A 16,835-nucleotide genomic window follows, 5' to 3' on the forward strand; every position below is an offset into this window, starting at 1 on the left:
GATGCAACTGAGCCTATTGCACGTGCCGGCCAAGGGTAACCCCACACTTGAAGACGTGCAGGACGCTTCTGTTTCAGACCGGTCAGGCGCACGCGGCGGCGACCTGATCATGCCAGCTCCGATCAACGCACATGACCACGGCTACGGCATCCGGACACTCGATTTTGCTGCATTCGATGACGCACTGGAAGTTTGGATTCCTTGGCTACGCTTGCGCCCACGCACTGACCCTTATCTGGAAGCACTCGTCGCCTTCTCCCGACTTGCTCTGAATGGCGTTGGCGGAACGATGCATTGCCACAACTCGCTGAATACGGAAAGCCTGATCACCGAGGCCGCGCTTGTGTGCAAGGCGGCGTCGGATGTTGGCATCCGGCTTGCTCTTTCCTGCCCCATGCTCGACTTCGATCCGTGGGCCTATGGCGGGGGTCCACGGCGGCTCAGGCCTTTTATGTCGGTAGACGAATGGGGCGCAGTTGAGGACACCATCCCCCGATACGCTTCGATTGCGCGCCAGCTGGAGGCTGTGGATATTGTCGCAGCCGAAAATAAAGGGGGGCTTTTTGATATCCAGTATGGACCGATCGGGCCGCAGTGGTGTTCGAATGCCCTGCTTGAAGCCATCGCAGATGCATCTGCAAACAATAACCGCCGTGTGCACATGCACCTGCTGGAAAGCCCACGGCAACGCGCCTGGCTCGACCGCCGGTTTCCGAATGGAGTCGTCAGATATCTCGATGATATCGGCTTTCTGTCTCCGCGGCTTGCCGTCGCGCATGGCGTGCAACTGACACAGGCCGAATGTGAACTGCTCGCCGAACGCGGCGTCCAGCTGGTTTCGAACCCGTCTGCCAATCTCCGCCTGCGTTCAGGTATCGCACCTGCATCAGATGCGATGCGCGCCGGTCTGAAAGTCGCCATTGGTCTTGACGGAACGAGCCTGGATGATGATCAGGATCTCTGGCGTGAGATGAGACTTTTTCGCCTTCTGCAGGCAGGGTGCGACCTGGATGAGAAAATGACAGCGCAGACCACATTGAAAGCCGCCATTCATCACGCAGCACAGGTTATCAATGCACCCCCCGCCCGAGACTTTGTCTGTATCGACTATCGTGGTCTGACGCAGGACGCGATTTTCACGGATGTCGATGTGCCTGAGACGCTCATGACGCGAATGACCGGCCGGTATGCCCGAGGGCTGATTGTCGGTGGGTCGACCGTGATGAGAGATCGCAAGCTCGTCAATGTGGATTTTGACAATGCCCGCAGCGAACTCCGCGCTCAGGCAAAAGCCGATCTGCCACGGCTCGAAAAGCAGCGTGGTCTGGCAAAGTCACTCTCCGATGCGGCCCGCCGGTATTATCGTGAACAGATGGCCGGCGCATAGCTCTGCCTGAAGCCCCTTATCGTCCGAAATGCTCCACCTGCGGATGATCCATGGCGGTAGAACGCCACTTTTCCCACCCCCCGGGTGAGCCGATATTACTAATATCGGCACCGAAGAAGTCGCGGTTGATAGCCATAAAATCCATTCGACCAGCTGCGGCGTCATCCGAAAGAATGGCATCGACGGGACAGACAGACAGGCAAAGCCCGCAGTTAATGCACTCATCGGGATGAATGTAAAACATCCGGCCACCCTCATAGATACAATCCACCGGACAGACCTGCGCACAGGCACCATCCTTGACGTCGATACAAGGCTCCGTGACGATATATGCCATTGAAATTACTCCTTTTTGGCATAGTGTCAAAGGAATGCGTTCTTGAACAGACCAATGTTTAGCAGGCTATGTTGCCGAAATGGCAATGCCCATCCCTGCCTTTAAGCAAGTGTATGCCCTGACACAGATAGCGCTGCTTTCCCGCTGACTGCATCGCGAGCTGTGGATTCGAGAAAGGCTGTTGAGGGCCAAGCTCTTGATCGGAATCGAACCTGCGTTCCGAAGAACCATCACCATTGCAACCAACCCACACTTTCAGTTATTGCAGATAGAGGTCTTTTTCGCTATATTTAACGGCTAAGGAGATATCGCATGGCCAGCCAAATTGTTCATTTCGCCAGACTGTCAGATCGCGACCGAAAAATAGCTACGCCCTTGCCAAAGCTGGTTGCCGGCGACAGGCTGGAACTCCACGTTCGTGATGCAGGTGGCAAGGCGCGCACGCTCCCGATCCCACCCTCGGCCGCCGCAGCTGTCGAAGCCCTTCTGGCGCATATGCTGCGCGGGGAGCGCGTTGCAGTGCTGGCCGAGGACCAGGAAGTGAGCCCAAGTGACGCTTCAGCCATTCTCGGCATCTCTCGTCCGCTCGTCGTCTTGCGCATGGACCGTGGCGATCTGCCATTCCGCTACGTCGGCAAACACCGCCGCGCCCTCCTGAAGGATGTGCTCGCGTTGAAGTCGAAGCTCGACAAACGACAGATGGCAATGGAAGCACTTGCCGAGGACACAGAGGACCTGATCGAGACCTATGGCCTCTAATCCGCCCGTCGCGGTCTACGATGCCTGCGTCCTCTACCCCTTCCACCTCCGCAACATTCTGATCCAATGCGCCTTCGACGGTCTCGTCGAGGCGCGCTGGACCGACGATATACATGATGAGTGGATGCGCAATCTCGCCGTCAACACACCAGGTTTGTCCATCGACCGCCTGGAAGCTACGCGCGACCGGATGAACGCGGTCCTCCCAGAGGCAGCGGTCGGGGACCATCGCCCGCTTATTGCAGATCTCACGCTACCGGATCCCGACGATCGACATGTCCTCGCGGCAGCCATCGCGGGCAAAGCCTCCGTCATCGTCACCTGGAACCTGAAGGACTTTCCCGCAAGCCACCTTCTCGCCCATGGTGTGACCAGCAAGTCGCCAGATGATTTCCTCACCGATCTCCATGCGGCGTTTCCGGAAGCGCTAATCTCCAGTGTCAAAAGTGCGAGACACAATCTGCGAAAGTCGATCCCATCGGTTGAGGCGTTCGTCGACGCGCTTCATCAAGGCGGGTTGAAGAAGTTTTCAGGGATGCTTCGCCGGAACATAACCGGATTGACGTGAGCCCGCGCAATCCTTGAAAAATTGACGAGACCGCCCGACAACTTTCTTGGGTCATAGGGTCGTCCTTATGAACTTTACGGTTTCTTAACCGTCTGCCCCTAATTCCGCACGCCCTCGGCCTGAGGCCCCGAGAAAATATGGGATGACACATGCCAAACGAAGACCTTTCCAAACGCCATTTCCAGAAAAAGATCTCGACCTACTGCGATGTCCGCATTGTTCCCGTTGCGCCGGATTGGGTAGTGGACAACCTCCGCGCCTACCTTCTGGCGTTAATCACATTTCGAAAGACGCCGGCTCTTGCAAACAACCGCTATGACTGGCGGCAGATCGCACACGATTGCGGGATCGATGAAGCGCTGACGACAGCGTTGAAGAAGCAACTGCGACCAGCACTGGATGCGATCATGCGCTGGCTGAAGGAGCCGCCTGTAGAAGACGACGCCAAGAAAGGCAAAAGACCGCAAGCGAGGCCCAAAGCTCGTGCCACGAACAAGTTTGCCCCCTCCCCGATGGACCAGCATCACGGAGTCGAAGAGGTCGGCAGCTCCCGTTTAACTGGCCGCCCCGGCTCTAAGCCGAGACCAGGTTCCGACAAACCAGAACCATTGTTCGAGGCGAACGAAGACCCGAGTTCATTCGCCGATGCCCTCGCCTATCAGATGCTTCGCTTTGGCGAGAGTTACTGGCAACTCCATAGAGCGGTCGTTCGGATAGACGAATCTTTCGATGCGAAAACCTTGCTGTCGTGGATAGAGGGCAAGCGTGTGCCTCGCTCAGTCGCAAGCTTCGACATCCTCGGCCGCATTGAGCGCCGATACGGCCTGCCGAACGGCTACTTCAAAGCGAAACTGCCACATCAGTCCAGGTCGTTATATGGCCACGATCTGGAAGACATTAGCCCGGCGGAGCGGCGCCGGCTTGCCTGGCATCTTCCCGACGACTTCGGCAGCCTGCCTTCTGGAATGGGTCCGGCGCTCCATCATCTCGGGGTCGACGGACTACAGACGTTTCCAAGCGGCAGCGACGAAGCAGCGGTACGCAATCCGGTTCCCTGGGATCACCTATGGCGGGAGTGCACTCACTCCTCGACTAGCGGCTTCTAGCTGGCTGCGAGATGAGGACGAAAAAGGGCGTTTGACCGAGGCATTCGAGGATCCAGACCTGCTCTCCGGTGTCGTTGGCGCACCCCCTCGGCTTGCGATGGAGATGGCAGATCTCATCCGCTTCAAAACGTCGACTCTCACCGAGATCGGCTTCCGCAGAAATGGCGTCTGGAATGAGGAGACAGCCAGCCAGAAAATCGAACATCTCGGCCTGATGTTTGGGGCACTTGCGGCATCCCCGAACGGGGTTGTCAAAGGCCGAGGCGTGCCGCTCAATCAACTTACCTTCGGCCTCCTGATCTTCCCCGGCGTGTGCCCATGTCAAAAACGGTACATTTCGCAGGGACATCAATTCGTGAGACCAAGAGAAAGCCGCCGGAGCGCCGACTGCAATCAACCGCGCCGCAAGCACTGCTGGAATGGTCGCCATTGCGATAGTCAATGCTTTGGTGTCGAATTGAAGCACAAGAACTTCCAGCCCGATCAGCAGGAATAGCACGGAATTCAGAATTTCGTCGATGAGCGTCCAGAGACTGAAGACGTAAGTTTGCGTTTTGTCACTCATGGCGTCGCGAGGTCCATGATAGCCGATCAGAAGGCCTGCGGCCACCACCGCAAGCGGGCCGCTTACATGCAGTCTATGGGCGATCGCATAAGTCGCGGTCACTAAAGCCAGGGAGATCAAAACCTCGACAGCGTAGTCATCGATCAACCGCATTGCCCAATAAGCTATGAACCCGGTTGCAACTCCCAACAAAAGCCCGCCGCCTGCCTCAACGGCCAACAATTCAATCACTGCCGACGCAGTCGTCTGCTTACCCGTGCCGACGGTTGCAAACAAGAGCGTGATCGTGAACAGAACGATCCCGATGCCATCGTTGAAAAGCGATTCCCCCTGCATCTCCACCTCGAGGTTCGGCGGAACCTTGACGTTTTTCAAGGTGCTCAAAACAGCGACCGGATCTGTTGGGCTGATCAAAGCACCGAATACCATTGCCCAGGCCAGCGACAGGGGTTGATCGAATAGCTTCGCGATGCCCCACATGCTGACACCGACGATAACGGTAGACATCACCGTCCCAAAGGTGGCCAGAATGGCGACGGGGACGGCGCGATCTCGAAGTTTTCCAAGATCCACGTGCAGCGAGCCAGCAAAAAGCAGGAAGGCCAACATGCCTTGCATCACAACGGCGTTGAAATCGATCTGCAAAAGACCGCTGGTCAAAGGGTCAAAAAGGTGACGTTCGGGGACAGCGGCGTCGATGGCGACCAGAATGAGAGAGACGGCGACGCTCATGACGAGCAGCCCGATCGTGTGGGGCATGGGCAGATACCGGTGGTTAATCCATCCAAGGATGGCCGACAACGTCAGTAGCACTGCGGAAAGTTCGAATATGGAAAGACCACCGATAAATTCCTTCCAATTTAGCGTTGGTACAAAATGCCAAATCGCGTTGCTCATGCGGTCAGGTATTCCGGTTTGCGACAAACGGCTTCGCCAAGGTTCTGGTTGCCGCGAGAGGTGCGTCTTTGCGCTCCGTTCTTTGCGCCTGATCAAGAAATCCGTTCCGGATACGCCTCCATCCCTTTATGCTGACGCGTCTTCGATAAACGTGCGAGCTGACCAAACAGTTGAGCTCTTAGCAATTGAGTGGTTCAACTTTATCTGCCGCTGGGAACGAAAGCGGGCCGCAACCGTTCCCAATACGCCCCTAGGGTATGGAGATACTGATGTGCGGCGACCGCAAGCGGGCCAAAATTGTTCGACTGAACCGGATGCCGGTCAGGTTCAAGGCTCGGCTCGAATGGCCTCAGAAGATCACTATTGCATCGATATCCTGCATCAGATCCGGGCGGCGACGGCCGCGCTGAAAGCGAGATTCTTCGCGATCACGCGCCAAATTCGTTGCTGCTGCCATGAGGTCTGGCGATAGGGTGAGCGGCAAAAACTGGACGAACTCGTCGACTTGTTCGACCGCGCGAGACGCTTAGGGATCGGAGGTGATCGGATGAATGCTCATTCCCGCAAGGCGACGATCTACCGAATGGTCATGCCCGACCACATCTGTCCGTTCGGCTTAAAGTCAATCGATCTACTGAAACGCGAAGATTTTTCCGTTGACGACAATTGGCTGAGAACCCGCGAGGAGACCGACTCCTTCAAGGCCGAGCACGACGTCAAGACTACGCCTCAGACATTCATCGATGGGCAGCGGATCGGGGGATACGACGACTTGCGTCGTCATTTCGGTAAGACTGTTCGCGATCCAAAAGCTGTGACCTATCAGCCGGTGATTGCGGTGTTTGCGATTGCCGCGCTGATGGCCATTGCGTTGAGTTGGGCGGCGTTTAGCGGCACGCTGACCGTCCGCGCTGGGGAATGGTTCATCGCGATATCCATGTGCATACTGGCAATCCTGAAGCTTCGTAACATCGAAAGCTTCTCCAACATGTTTCTCGGCTACGATCTGCTGGCCCAACGCTGGGTTCGCTATGCCTACCTCTATCCATTTGGCGAAGCGCTAGCCGGCATCCTGATGATCGCCGGCGTGTTTTTATGGCTGGCTATTCCGGTTGCACTGGTGATCGGGACTATCGGTGCCGTTTCGGTGTTCAAGGCCGTCTACATTGACCGCCGTGAACTAAAATGCGCCTGCGTAGGCGGTGACAGCAATGTCCCCCTCGGGTTCATCTCACTCACTGAGAATCTGATGATGATCGCGATGGCGGTCTGGATGCTTGTAAAATAGTGTAAGGAGACAGCCATGTCCTACGGACGATTTGCTGCGATGATTGTCACCTCAACCGTGATTATGTTCGGTCTGATGTACTTGAATACCTACGCGCTCGATCACGTCACGTACAGTCAGACGAGAACGTGGATGGCGCTTCTGATGGGCGCGGCCATGGCGATGGTAATGATCGGCTTCATGTGGTCAATGTACAAGAACATAGCCATCAAGGCTGCCATCCTGGCAGGGAGCGTTGTGGTCTTCGCTGTGTCGCTCTGGCTCGTCCGTAGCCAGGAGACGGTGTCCGATGTAACCTACATGGAGGCAATGATCCCACATCACTCGATTGCTATCATGACCAGCGAGCGCGCACATATCAGAGATCCGCGGGTGCGCAAACTGGCAGACGGTATCATTGAAGCACAGGTCCGTGAAATCGGCGAGATGAAAGCGCTCATCGCTGACCTCAAAGCGCATCCGCTTGCGAAAAACGCTCCCGACCTCACGTCTTATCGCGACCGTGGCGCGCCTGCGCCCGCGCAATAACAGACTAACGCCGTCGACAAACGGAGATGGATCATGGATTGGTCTGAGTTGTTTTTTCAGAATTGGCAGGGCATGCTACGAACGGTCATCGTCGGGACCTTCGCGTACATCACGCTCGAAACCTTTCCCCGTATCTCCGGAAAACGGACCTTGGCCAAGCTGATCCAGAACGCGGAAAATCGATCTCATATCTTCGGGAACATCGTTTGATCACTGGAGTTAGGGGCGCTTCAACCAAGAGGAGAAGCACGATGCCCCGTGGTGACAAGTCTTCCTATACGGACAAACAGAAGCGCAAGGCCGAGCATATCGAAGAAGGATATGAGGATCGCGGCGTCGGCGAGAAAGAGGCCGAGCGGCGTGCCTGGGCCACCGTGAACAAGGAAAGCGGCGGCGGCAAGAAATCCGGCTCCGGTCGCGGTCATGCCGAGAACCACGCCTCTTCCGAAAAGGGTGGCCGCAAAGGTGGCGAGGCAGCTGCTGCAAGACCGAAGGCAGAGCGATCCAGTTCCGCCAAAAAGGCCGCCGCCACCCGCAAGCGCAATGAGCAGCACGCCCAGCACTAAGCGGGTGCGCAGCAAGGATTTACCGTCAGAAGGAGTTACCGCGATGAGAGTCCAGGAGGTCATGACGCATGATGTGCGTGTCGTGAATGCGGAAGGAACCATTCAGGAAGCAGCCCGCATCATGGCGGAAATCGATGCCGGTGTCCTGCCGGTCGGCAAGGAAGGAAAGTTGGTGGGAATGCTCACCGACCGGGATATCGCAATTCGCGCAGTTGCCAAAGGCAAAGGTCCGGATACCAAAGCGAGCGACATCATGTCCAGGGAAGTGAAATACTGCTTCGATGACGAGGATGTGGAAGATGTCTGCGGCAATCTCGGCGACCAGCAGATCCGCCGTATCCCCGTCCTCGACCGCAACAAGCAGTTGGTGGGAATCCTGTCCCTTGGCGATGTCGCCGTGGAAACCAACGGCAACGGCGTGGGCGAGGCGTTGGCAGCGATCTCCCGTCCCGGCGGGATCCACAGCCAGTCGGGCGTGCAGCCGCATTAACCCTATAGCCACGAGCCTGTTTTGACTAGCTCCGCCCATTAGATCATCTCTGGGGAGGGCTTCGCTCCTCCCCGGGGCAAGCCGCTGTGCGGCAACGGGAGGACCGGATGTACGACAATCACGGCGCCGATCATGAGGGGGAAAGCCCGCGCCGCCGGCCATCCCTATGCGGCTTTCGCCGTTGACATGGTCCTCAGCTTGGTGGTTGCGTACCTCGTGAGTTCTCCATGATCGACGGCTGGGGCGACTTCCGGAACAATCTCAACATGGTCTACATAGCCCTAGCCATGGTTCCGCCAATGGGCATCCTCATGCTCGCGACCATGGGTGGGATGTATCCGAACAAGCGGCTGAACCTTTTTCTCCATGCCGGCCTCGCCCTCCTCTTCGTGGCGGCTTTCACCGGTACGCGCAACCAGACCCTGATCGGCGACCGACAATTCATTGCTTCGATGGTCCCCCATCATTCCGGCGCCATTCTCATGTGCAGAAATGCGAAGATCACCGATCCGGAACTTATGGCACTCTGTGCGGAGTTTTCCCGCGGCCAGCGCGCCGAAATCGAGCAAATGAACGCAATCGACGAGCGCCTCCACACAGAGATCGGTGGCCCTTCGAGATAATCGCCGGCGTCTCTGGCCGCGCCTGTTGACGTCGCCGCGTCGTCATCCTGCGTTTCCCGGGGGCATGGCGCGTCACAGGAGTTCCGGGACTTAATATTACATGAGGAGCAATTTCTACTGTACGGCCCCCAGCCCTCCTTCGCGCTTCGCGGTAGGGGCCAAAAGCGAGTGCCCGTGCGTCCATCGCGATTTCCCGAATGCCTTGCGAAGCTCATCCTTCGCATCTTCCAGCACGTTCTTGCGTTTTCCGGGCAACGTCCGGCCAGCACGGTTGATGTAAAACACCAGCATTGACATTGCAGACCGGAAAGGGCTGGTCTTGCGCCTCGAGGATTGTTCCGCCGAGGCTTTCAGCGAACGTGCGATCTGTGAGGGATCGTCTTTGGTGAATACCTCCTTCTCAAGATCGAGCGCATCGCTATCCCTGGTCACCTTCTGTGACCACTTCTTTTTCTTTTTTGCCTTTTTCATCGTTCTCTCCCGGCGGATCATTATTTTCGTTCGGGGTCATAGGTGTGGTGACTGTCACGCTCACCCCCTCCCCCGGAAACCCTGGTCTTTGAACGTTTGTCATTGTCTGCCGCAGGTTTCTTGATCTCCAGGGCGGCTTTTGCGTTTTCATGGGAAGAGCCCGGCCCGCCCTGCCGGATACTTGCCGGTGTTTTCGTCGAGGTGGACATTTATTCCTCCTGTCGTCGGGTGGCAGCGGAGAAGCCGCTGGCCTATTGGTCGTCGCGGGTTTTCATTGCATCGGAAACACGCTTCTTCCGTGGGTCCTTGAGATTTTCACCGACAGCATCCCGATCGTGCTCGGGGTCGTCCGTGGGTTTCATGTAGCCTCTGGGTCGGCTTTCCTTCGGCCCTTCCCATCGCGGCGATTGGTCGGTGGTGCCGGGAGCACCGTCTCGTGGAGAATTATTGGTCATCATTGCCTCCGGTTGGGTTTCAACGCTTCCCAACCACTTTGCCTCGGCAATGTTCCGCGAAGACCGGGAGGCAACAGCGGGATTTTTTTCGAAACAATTGCACGCTCCGCTGGTTAGGCGACCCAGAATTCAAACCGAGGGAACAGACGATGACGGATAAATCCGGAAAAACCGATCCCATCTCCAGAATGGCGCATGAGCAGCAGCAGGACTTTCTCCGACGCTCATCCCTGCACTTCCTGGAATGCGCCATCCATCTATGCGCGACGAATATGAGCATTTCCGAACTTGCCGCACGGCTTGAAAAACAGGCGCAATATTTGCGGCAGTTTGGCTAGGGACAGGCCACTCCATGCGTCAGCGGCGACCATCGTTTCTTGGGAAGACCCGCAATGCCAAGATTTTTCTTCAATGTAATGAGCGGTAAAAACGTCCTTGATGACCCGGAGGGAAGCGAGCTCCCTTCCCTCGACCAAGCGATCGAAGAGGCGCGCAAGGACGCCCGCGCCTTGATGAGCGAGGCGATCCTGCAAGGGCGTGACATCTCCCAAGGATGCATCATTATCCGTAACAAGCAGCATGACTTACTGAAAGTCGTCCGTTTCACCGATGCGCTGGACCGAAAGGACTGAAAGGGCATCATCCGTCCGCATACGGGCCATCAGTGTTTCATATTCTCTTTCGGGGACGCCATAGGTCATGTCGGCGACGTCTTCCAGTATACCGCGATTGACGATGCGGACATTTCCGCGGCTAGCGCGAATGGCATGAATGCCTTCGAGAACATGCAGCTCGTTGGTAATGCCAGGCCGCCGCACCCCAAGAACGGTGGAGAGAAACTCATGGGTAATCGGCAGATCATCCGTATCGAGGCGGTCATGACACATCAGCAGCCAGCGTGCGAGCCTTTCCCGCAGACCATATTGCCCATTTGCAAGCACAAGCTGGCTGGCCTGAAGCAGGCAGATGTTGATATAGCCCAGCAAAAGCTCACGCAGGCGCGCGTCTTCCTCCATTTCCCGCCGTATTTCAACGGCCGGAATCAGGAAGCCACGACCGCCCACGCCCATGACGGTTTCGTCCGGCGTGGTTTCCGCGCCCAGCAGTGCGGGCCAGCCGGTGATGCCCTCTCGCCCAACAAGCACAGCTTCAATGCTTTTGCCGCCGTCATCATGAACAACCGTCGATGCAAGACCGGTATCGATAAAACAGAGATGAGAAATGGGCTTGCCAGCGGCAACGAGCCGATGTCCCGCCGGAAGATCCACGGGCTCCAGCCGTGACGCAAGCTGCGACAGGCGTTCTGTGCCGAGGGTCTTCAACAATCGGTTATAAACAAGAAAATCTGATCCAAGCATAGCGGTTCGCCCGGTCGCCCCTTTGCTCGAAAAAACATCAACCTGCGGCAGTCATATTAGCAGCGGAAAATCCCATGAAAACAGTGAGTACGTTTCCGTACGAATTGGTAGAACGATCGTTCCTGCACCGCAGATGGACGCAAGTTCAAATTTTGGCCCATTTTTCAGGCAGCATCATATATCGAAACCCGGTCATTGGGTATGTAGACCCCCACTGTTACGGAAGGGGAGAGATGGCCGTATCTGCGGGGAGCCACCACCTTGGCAAGAAGCACGCGCAAAAACCATCCGCCACCCGCCTTCCAGCCCGAAAGCGCCGGCGCGCCCTCACTTGGCGCTTTGCGCAAGGAAGCGGAAAGCTGTGAAAGATGCGATCTCTACAGGAACGCCACCCAGCTCGTTTTCGGCGACGGCGACACCCGGGCGCGCGTAGTCCTCGTCGGCGAACAGCCCGGCAATGAAGAAGACTTGAAAGGACGGCCTTTCGTTGGTCCGGCCGGCCGCGTGCTCGACGAATGCCTCAAAGAAGCGGGTGTGGATCGTTCGCAATGTTATGTGACCAACGCCGTAAAACATTTCAAATTCGAGCAGCGTGGGAAACGATGTCTGCATGCCCGCCCGAACGGCGGGGAGGTGCAGCGCTGCGCGTGGTGGCTGGGTGCAGAACTGCGGATCGTCGAGCCAGACCTTGTCGTGGCGATGGGCGCCACGGCCTTTTACGCGCTGACGGGACGCGCAAGCGGCGTGACGAAGGAACGCGGGCATGTTCTTTTGACGCCGGGCGGCACACGCCTTCTCGTCACCATCCATCCGTCTTATCTGCTGCGCCTTCGCGACCGGCAGGAGGCGGATCGACAGCACCGCGCCTTCGTCTCCGACCTGCACAAAATAGGCGAAATCCTTGGCGCGACGACTTAGCCAAACCGGCCTGCCGCAATCGCCCCAAAGTGCGGAACAAGCTTTTCCCATCGTGGTTAGGTGCGACCGAACAGGGAGGCTGAACACCATGGAAAAGAACATCGAATATCAAATCATCGCGCATGAGAACGGGTGGGCCGTTGTCGTCTGTGAGGTCATGAGGGCAGTTTACCCCAGCCGCCACCTGGCTTTGGCGGCTGCGAAGCTGCTGGAGAGCAATGTGGTCCCGACGCACGAGGCAGAACGCCTTGCTGCGACCGCCCATCTCACCCTGACCGACACGACGGCACCGAACCTGTTGCGCACCTCCCTGCAACTGATGGTGGCTGTCCCCTATCAGGTGGATATTCCCTTGCGGCGAAGAAGCGAAGAAGTCTGATTTCCATCGATCAGCAGCCTCGATCTGGCAGCCGGCAAAGTATAGACCGGAACATATCCCGGCCTCGCCTCACATCGCGCGGCCGGGATGTGTTCCTGTCAGAAAATAGAGTGCAATCGCAACAGCGAGGGCGAATATGACCAGCGTGTAGACCATCATGGTTTTCCATGTCCGTTTGCGCCCGCGAAAATCGCCATCATCTATGCCGATGGGCGAGAATTTCGAGTCAAGCCTTTCACTTAACGGCCGGTTCATATCCTGTTCGGGTCTGATGTTTTCCCGCGGCTCATCAGCCATGTCATTGTTTTTCCCCGCCATCGGATACCTCCCCTATGGATGAATACAAGTTCGCATGGACCTGACCTAAAGACGGATTTGATTGATGGAAACGGCTTTATGGCTCACGCCCGCCTCCAGGCACGCGGCAATCAGGTGTTCCCGTGCAACGGTTGAGGGGCCATTTCGCAACAGAGCGAGGCGGCAACTCCTGAGGGCAAGACGATAGTGGACACCGGTTTTTACCGGCCAGTGTTCTTCCAGCAGAGAGATTGCCTCTTTCATGTCGGCGATCAGAAACTGCCGGCTGACCAGCGAAATCTCAAGCGCACCGGCACCGAGCAGCGGAATGGTGGTCATTGTCTTATCTTCCCTCGCTAACACCGGCTCGCATCTCGAAGAAGGAAATCCTTCCAATCCGGAAGACGCCCCAACCCCGCTCATGCCCAATTGTTCCGCAGCAAGACGCTAGAACATCGGATCATTACCTCTCGAATTTCAGCATTGGCCGCTGTTTTTCAGGATCAATCTCTGACACTGCAGCACTCCCCTTGCGCTTATTTGATAAATTCAGTGACCGGGCGGCTGAAATATCCTTGCTCTGGCGTTATGGTGTGGAACAGGCACACGCATGCCGATGGCAGGCGAGGAGTAAAGCATGCAGACCGTTAAACGCCTCACCATCGCAATCATCGGCATGACAGATACTGTTACATCGGAAATCCGAATGGCGTGGTTTCATGCCCAGATCGGCCTCGAGGGACCCTACTCGGCGAGCTTCATTGAAAGTGAAGACGCTCTCAAACTTGCCGCGGCGATTATTGACGTTCGTTACGAGGCGGACGTCATGCTGCGTCTCACCGAACAACTGGACGAAGAGGCAATTCCTTATCTTTTTTTCGTGCCAGAGACGGTTATTGACAGCGAGCCGGGACCTTTTGTCCTCTCCGCACGTTCGGAAGACATCGAGAACATTGTTTCCGCTTTGATGGCGCAAGGAGGGGGCATCAGACATTAAAAGCGAGGCACGTATTATGCTGAAACAAGCCGAGGGCGATGGCGAAACGAATTTTCTGCTTTCTCTTCTGCCGGATGACATCAGGCGCGAAGTAACGGGCGTCTGTAAGCCCATCAAGCTCGCATTGGGCGATGTATTGATTTCCGCCGGCGCGCCCGTCGAGCGTGTTTTCTTCCTGTCATCCGGCATTGCCTCCGTCGTGGTCATCACCAAATCGGAGCGCAAAACAGAAGCAGGACTTGTCGGGAGAGAGGGATTTGTGCCGACAGGGGCGGTCGCTGGCGCGCAAACAAACCTGACTGAAATCGTGGTACAGGTTCCTGGCGAAGCCCTTTTTATGGAGATGCGATCGTTTGAAACGCTTCTTGAAAAATACCGGGTCTTTTTCGATATTCTTGTCGGTGCCCTGCACATCTCCAGAACGCAGGTGGAATACACGGCGTCTTCCAATGCCACCCAGTCTGTAACGGAGCGACTCGCCCGCTGGCTGCTGATGTGCCACGACCGTATAGAAGGCAATCATCTGCCCCTGACCCACGACTTTTTGTCCACCATGCTGGCCGTCAGGCGCGCAAGTGTAACGGACGCCCTCCACGTTCTCGAAAGCCATGGGTTCATTCGTGCCGAAAGGGGAAGAATTACGATCAGGAACCGCGACATGCTCGAGAACTATGCGCGCGATCTCTACGGCATGCCTGAAGAGGAAAGCAATCGTGTATTCGCCCGCTTTCTGCGCGAATACCAGTCTGAAATCCCGCTTGACGACCTCGTCATTCTCGAAAGCAGCGGGGTTCGGTAGTGCGCACGGCCTTCTCAATCGTCCTTCGGTACGCTTCCGAACATTTACGTTTGGCCATTTCCCTATAGTATGGATTCATCTTCCCTCACGCTGTGAAATGCAGGATGCGTTTCAAGGAGGTGAAATGCACGCCAATCACGAGTACAAGAGTTCCGGAATTTTTCTGAACGAAGACATCAACATCGTTAAGGCAGCCTACGAAAATGTTCTGTCCGCAGAACGCGATCCGGCTTTGTGCCGGGCAGACGTCGCCCGCTATGTCCTGAAAATGTATGATCGCGGCGTTGTCGATCCGCTGAAACTACAGCGGCTGGCAACTCTCTATTTTCGAACCAAATTGCTTGTCGGCTGATTTTCCAGCCTTACGCGTTGTCGGTTCGCCTTGGTCTCTGGTTCGATGACGTCTTAAAGGACGTTCCCTTACGGTTTCGGATAATCGCGGACCTCGTCACGCCCAGGGACGGAATGATGCGTTCCGGTTTCCCATTCATCCATCCGTGGCGTCACTCGCCTGCAATATGAAAGGCGTCGACGGACAGGGGAACAAACCTGCGCAAGCATGGTTCGGGTCGCTCCACTGAACTCATGCCGGACGAGGTATAACATGACCAGGAAAACACTCCCCATTCCCGAAGAGAACAGAAGCCAGCAAGGGCCCGGCGACAACGACCGTCTGAACACGGAAGAAATCTCCGCCGCCAAGGAACAGAAGGTTTCAACCCAGACCGGGAGGCAGGCAAACATAAAGATAAACACGACACATCAAGGTCACCAGCAGGACAGGTAGTCCCCACCTGTCTGCGGCGCGCGGCTGGCTGTCACCAGCACTCAGTCCAGATTTCGACGTAGCGACTCCCTCGCCCTGTTGACGCGGCTTTTGATGGTGCCCACACGGCAGCCGCAGATGGCGGCGGCATCGGAATAACTCGTCCCTGCCGCCACGAGCAGCAGAGCTTTTTTCTGGTCCCTGTCGAGATGGCGGATAGCCCGCATGACCTCCTGATGCTGCACACGCCATTCCTGGCTGGCAGGCGTAGACATGGATTGCTCGATACCGACTGGCAAGCCGACGCACTCACGCCTCGACACCTTGTAGCGAGTGCAGAACGTGTTACGCAAAATGGTGAAGAGCCATGATTTCAACGCCGTGCCGGGGGTAAAACCATGTAGAGCCCGAAGCCCCCGCAACATCGTCTCCTGAACGAGATCGTCAACATCCTCCTCATTTCTGACGAAGCGTCGCGCGAAAGCCGTCAGGGCCGGCGCCAGGTCCGCAATACCGATGCGCAACACCTCCAGCTGCGCTTCACTCAATGTGTTTCCGGAAACTCCACTCACAGCGTGCTTGGCCATTTTCCCATCCTTTCACCATGGGAAATGTCTCGACGGACGCTTGGTTGCTGTACGCCAACGTACAATGGTGAAATCAATGAGGATTTCGACGGCGTCGATTGGAAAACCGCAGTCGCGCGCGATGCTTTAAAGAGGAGTTGCTTTCAGACCTCATCCGCGCGCCCGGGCGGTTGCCTTCGCCACCTCTGTTCGATCATGTGTTCCGCGTTCTTTCTCGCCTGTTCCCTGTCCCGGCGGCTTTCTTCACTATCACCGGAACGGGCATCGTCCGTACCGGGCTCCGGCTGGGTGTCCTTGTCGGGTCGGCTCATCGCTTGATCTCCGCTTATAGTTACAGGAATGGCGGATCCGCTATCCGGCAAGTCTTCTAACCGCAGCGCTATGGACAGGTTCCGATCTTGCTGAGGCATTGAGGGAACAGCGGCGCTGTAAAATTGTTAGGGAGGGATCAAGGAGGATGTGATGAACAAGAACGACAAGCTGAAGCAAATTCACAAGGACAGCGAACCGCAATTTGCGCGCGGCAAGAAAACCTCGAAAAACAACGGCGTGGCGAGCGCTAAGCCTAGGGTCATCACCGGTTCGGACGACGCAACCGTCAACAAACTGCCGCCAGGCGTCAAGAAACCCAAGAAGGACTGGGATTTGAACTATGACGAACGGGATACCAACGAGGGCAATTTCCAGGGTTAAT

26 protein-coding genes and 2 pseudogenes are annotated in these 16,835 nt (G+C 56.6%); 18 read left to right on the forward strand and 10 right to left on the reverse strand.

Translation table 11 applies throughout. The features are described 5' to 3' along the window. Nucleotide 1 precedes the first annotated feature (1 nt). Nucleotides 2-1,387, forward strand: a complete 1,386-nt coding sequence (locus AGR1_RS15015; RefSeq protein ID WP_149147400.1) for an amidohydrolase family protein — start codon at nt 2-4, stop codon at nt 1,385-1,387. 16 nt (nt 1,388-1,403) lie between these two features. Here AGR1_RS15015 and AGR1_RS15020 read toward each other — a convergent pair whose 3' ends face one another. Next, nucleotides 1,404-1,724 carry a ferredoxin family protein gene (locus AGR1_RS15020; RefSeq protein ID WP_137412165.1) on the reverse strand — a complete coding sequence of 107 codons (321 nt, stop codon included), beginning with the start codon at nt 1,722-1,724 and terminating at the stop codon, nt 1,404-1,406. A 312-nt stretch (nt 1,725-2,036) separates the two neighbouring features. Between AGR1_RS15020 and AGR1_RS15025 the strand changes: the two genes are divergently transcribed. The 3 genes from AGR1_RS15025 (at nt 2,037) to AGR1_RS29870 (ending at nt 4,157) form a co-directional block, all read left to right on the forward strand. After that, nucleotides 2,037-2,483 (forward strand): excisionase, encoded by a 447-nt coding sequence (locus AGR1_RS15025; protein ID WP_065658844.1) that lies wholly within the window; start codon nt 2,037-2,039, stop codon nt 2,481-2,483. Then, nucleotides 2,473-3,051: a PIN domain-containing protein gene (locus AGR1_RS15030; protein ID WP_137412164.1), complete on the forward strand. Its 579-nt coding sequence runs from the start codon at nt 2,473-2,475 to the stop codon at nt 3,049-3,051. Before AGR1_RS15025 ends, AGR1_RS15030 begins: the two co-directional genes overlap by 11 nt. A gap of 149 nt (nt 3,052-3,200) precedes the next feature. Further along, nucleotides 3,201-4,157 (forward strand): hypothetical protein, encoded by a 957-nt coding sequence (locus AGR1_RS29870; protein ID WP_246669659.1) that lies wholly within the window; start codon nt 3,201-3,203, stop codon nt 4,155-4,157. Here AGR1_RS29870 and AGR1_RS15040 read toward each other — a convergent pair. Beyond that, nucleotides 4,144-5,619: a sodium:proton antiporter gene (locus AGR1_RS15040; protein ID WP_246669660.1), complete on the reverse strand. Its 1,476-nt coding sequence runs from the start codon at nt 5,617-5,619 to the stop codon at nt 4,144-4,146. The two genes, AGR1_RS29870 and AGR1_RS15040, sit on opposite strands and share 14 nt — an antisense overlap. 547 nt (nt 5,620-6,166) lie before the next feature. On the opposite strand from AGR1_RS15040, the gene AGR1_RS15050 reads away from it, so the two are divergent. From AGR1_RS15050 to AGR1_RS15075, 6 genes and pseudogenes are all read left to right on the forward strand, one after another. Beyond that, the gene (locus AGR1_RS15050; RefSeq protein WP_149147402.1) at nt 6,167-6,907 is read left to right on the forward strand and encodes a glutaredoxin; all 741 of its coding nucleotides are present in this window, start codon (nt 6,167-6,169) and stop codon (nt 6,905-6,907) included. Nucleotides 6,908-6,922: 15 nt separating this feature from the next. Beyond that, nucleotides 6,923-7,435, forward strand: a complete 513-nt coding sequence (locus AGR1_RS15055; RefSeq protein ID WP_149147403.1) for a DUF305 domain-containing protein — start codon at nt 6,923-6,925, stop codon at nt 7,433-7,435. 33 nt (nt 7,436-7,468) lie between these two features. Further along, nucleotides 7,469-7,645, forward strand: coding sequence for a hypothetical protein (locus AGR1_RS15060; RefSeq protein ID WP_187772192.1), 177 nt, complete (start codon nt 7,469-7,471; stop codon nt 7,643-7,645). A gap of 41 nt (nt 7,646-7,686) precedes the next feature. Then, complete coding sequence (locus tag AGR1_RS15065; protein ID WP_104679587.1) at nt 7,687-8,001, forward strand: plasmid stabilization protein; 315 nt, start codon at nt 7,687-7,689, stop codon at nt 7,999-8,001. A gap of 43 nt (nt 8,002-8,044) precedes the next feature. Beyond that, nucleotides 8,045-8,491 carry a CBS domain-containing protein gene (locus AGR1_RS15070; RefSeq protein WP_149147404.1) on the forward strand — a complete coding sequence of 149 codons (447 nt, stop codon included), beginning with the start codon at nt 8,045-8,047 and terminating at the stop codon, nt 8,489-8,491. A gap of 132 nt (nt 8,492-8,623) precedes the next feature. Further along, nucleotides 8,624-9,114 (forward strand): annotated as a pseudogene (locus AGR1_RS15075) (DUF305 domain-containing protein). A gap of 189 nt (nt 9,115-9,303) precedes the next feature. Here AGR1_RS15075 and AGR1_RS15080 read toward each other — a convergent pair. The 3 genes and pseudogenes from AGR1_RS15080 to AGR1_RS29875 form a co-directional block, all read right to left on the reverse strand. Continuing rightward, a pseudogene (locus AGR1_RS15080) lies at nt 9,304-9,585 on the reverse strand (DUF3175 domain-containing protein); the annotation flags it as partial. Nucleotides 9,586-9,605: 20 nt separating this feature from the next. Next, on the reverse strand, nt 9,606-9,794 hold the full coding sequence (locus tag AGR1_RS15085) for a hypothetical protein (protein WP_149147405.1): 189 nt from the start codon (nt 9,792-9,794) through the stop codon (nt 9,606-9,608). Nucleotides 9,795-9,836: 42 nt separating this feature from the next. Next, on the reverse strand, nt 9,837-10,040 hold the full coding sequence (locus AGR1_RS29875; protein WP_035237037.1) for a hypothetical protein: 204 nt from the start codon (nt 10,038-10,040) through the stop codon (nt 9,837-9,839). A 149-nt stretch (nt 10,041-10,189) separates the two neighbouring features. On the opposite strand from AGR1_RS29875, the gene AGR1_RS15095 reads away from it, so the two are divergent. Together AGR1_RS15095 and AGR1_RS15100 are read left to right on the forward strand one after the other, a co-directional pair. Beyond that, complete coding sequence (locus AGR1_RS15095; protein ID WP_149147406.1) at nt 10,190-10,378, forward strand: hypothetical protein; 189 nt, start codon at nt 10,190-10,192, stop codon at nt 10,376-10,378. A gap of 54 nt (nt 10,379-10,432) precedes the next feature. Further along, nucleotides 10,433-10,672 carry a hypothetical protein gene (locus AGR1_RS15100; RefSeq protein WP_137412154.1) on the forward strand — a complete coding sequence of 80 codons (240 nt, stop codon included), beginning with the start codon at nt 10,433-10,435 and terminating at the stop codon, nt 10,670-10,672. On the opposite strand, the gene AGR1_RS15105 is transcribed toward AGR1_RS15100, so the two are convergent. Next, nucleotides 10,625-11,398, reverse strand: a complete 774-nt coding sequence (locus AGR1_RS15105; protein WP_149147407.1) for a Crp/Fnr family transcriptional regulator — start codon at nt 11,396-11,398, stop codon at nt 10,625-10,627. The genes AGR1_RS15100 and AGR1_RS15105 overlap by 48 nt on opposite strands. A 261-nt stretch (nt 11,399-11,659) precedes the next feature. Between AGR1_RS15105 and AGR1_RS15110 the strand changes: the two genes are divergently transcribed. After that, nucleotides 11,660-12,316, forward strand: a complete 657-nt coding sequence (locus AGR1_RS15110) for a UdgX family uracil-DNA binding protein (RefSeq protein ID WP_149147408.1) — start codon at nt 11,660-11,662, stop codon at nt 12,314-12,316. Between the two features lie 88 nt (nt 12,317-12,404). Then, entirely contained in the window at nt 12,405-12,695 is a 291-nt protein-coding gene (locus tag AGR1_RS15115) for a hypothetical protein (RefSeq protein ID WP_149147409.1), read from the forward strand. 69 nt (nt 12,696-12,764) lie between these two features. Here the strand turns inward: AGR1_RS15115 and AGR1_RS15120 are convergent, their stop codons facing one another. Then, a complete protein-coding gene (locus AGR1_RS15120) occupies nt 12,765-13,013 on the reverse strand; it encodes a hypothetical protein (RefSeq protein WP_149147410.1) in 249 nt (82 codons plus the stop codon). 45 nt (nt 13,014-13,058) lie between these two features. Then, nucleotides 13,059-13,331, reverse strand: a complete 273-nt coding sequence (locus AGR1_RS15125; protein WP_170985672.1) for a DUF982 domain-containing protein — start codon at nt 13,329-13,331, stop codon at nt 13,059-13,061. A gap of 298 nt (nt 13,332-13,629) precedes the next feature. Between AGR1_RS15125 and AGR1_RS15130 the strand changes: the two genes are divergently transcribed. The 3 genes from AGR1_RS15130 (at nt 13,630) to AGR1_RS15140 (ending at nt 15,140) form a co-directional block, all read left to right on the forward strand. Continuing rightward, on the forward strand, nt 13,630-13,989 hold the full coding sequence (locus tag AGR1_RS15130; RefSeq protein WP_187772193.1) for a hypothetical protein: 360 nt from the start codon (nt 13,630-13,632) through the stop codon (nt 13,987-13,989). Between the two features lie 16 nt (nt 13,990-14,005). After that, nucleotides 14,006-14,788 carry a Crp/Fnr family transcriptional regulator gene (locus AGR1_RS15135; RefSeq protein ID WP_137412148.1) on the forward strand — a complete coding sequence of 261 codons (783 nt, stop codon included), beginning with the start codon at nt 14,006-14,008 and terminating at the stop codon, nt 14,786-14,788. Nucleotides 14,789-14,912: 124 nt separating this feature from the next. After that, entirely contained in the window at nt 14,913-15,140 is a 228-nt protein-coding gene (locus tag AGR1_RS15140) for a hypothetical protein (protein WP_137412147.1), read from the forward strand. Nucleotides 15,141-15,616: 476 nt separating this feature from the next. On the opposite strand, the gene AGR1_RS15150 is transcribed toward AGR1_RS15140, so the two are convergent. Both AGR1_RS15150 and AGR1_RS29590 read right to left on the reverse strand, forming a co-directional pair. Continuing rightward, entirely contained in the window at nt 15,617-16,141 is a 525-nt protein-coding gene (locus AGR1_RS15150) for a sigma-70 family RNA polymerase sigma factor (RefSeq protein ID WP_137412145.1), read from the reverse strand. A 143-nt stretch (nt 16,142-16,284) separates the two neighbouring features. Next, nucleotides 16,285-16,452 carry a hypothetical protein gene (locus AGR1_RS29590; protein ID WP_170985670.1) on the reverse strand — a complete coding sequence of 56 codons (168 nt, stop codon included), beginning with the start codon at nt 16,450-16,452 and terminating at the stop codon, nt 16,285-16,287. A 151-nt stretch (nt 16,453-16,603) separates the two neighbouring features. Between AGR1_RS29590 and AGR1_RS15160 the strand changes: the two genes are divergently transcribed. Further along, nucleotides 16,604-16,834: a hypothetical protein gene (locus tag AGR1_RS15160; RefSeq protein ID WP_149147412.1), complete on the forward strand. Its 231-nt coding sequence runs from the start codon at nt 16,604-16,606 to the stop codon at nt 16,832-16,834. Nucleotide 16,835 lies beyond the last annotated feature (1 nt).

Origin of the sequence: Agrobacterium sp. B1(2019), from assembly GCF_008274755.1 — a bacterium.
GTDB lineage: Bacteria > Pseudomonadota > Alphaproteobacteria > Rhizobiales > Rhizobiaceae > Agrobacterium > Agrobacterium salinitolerans.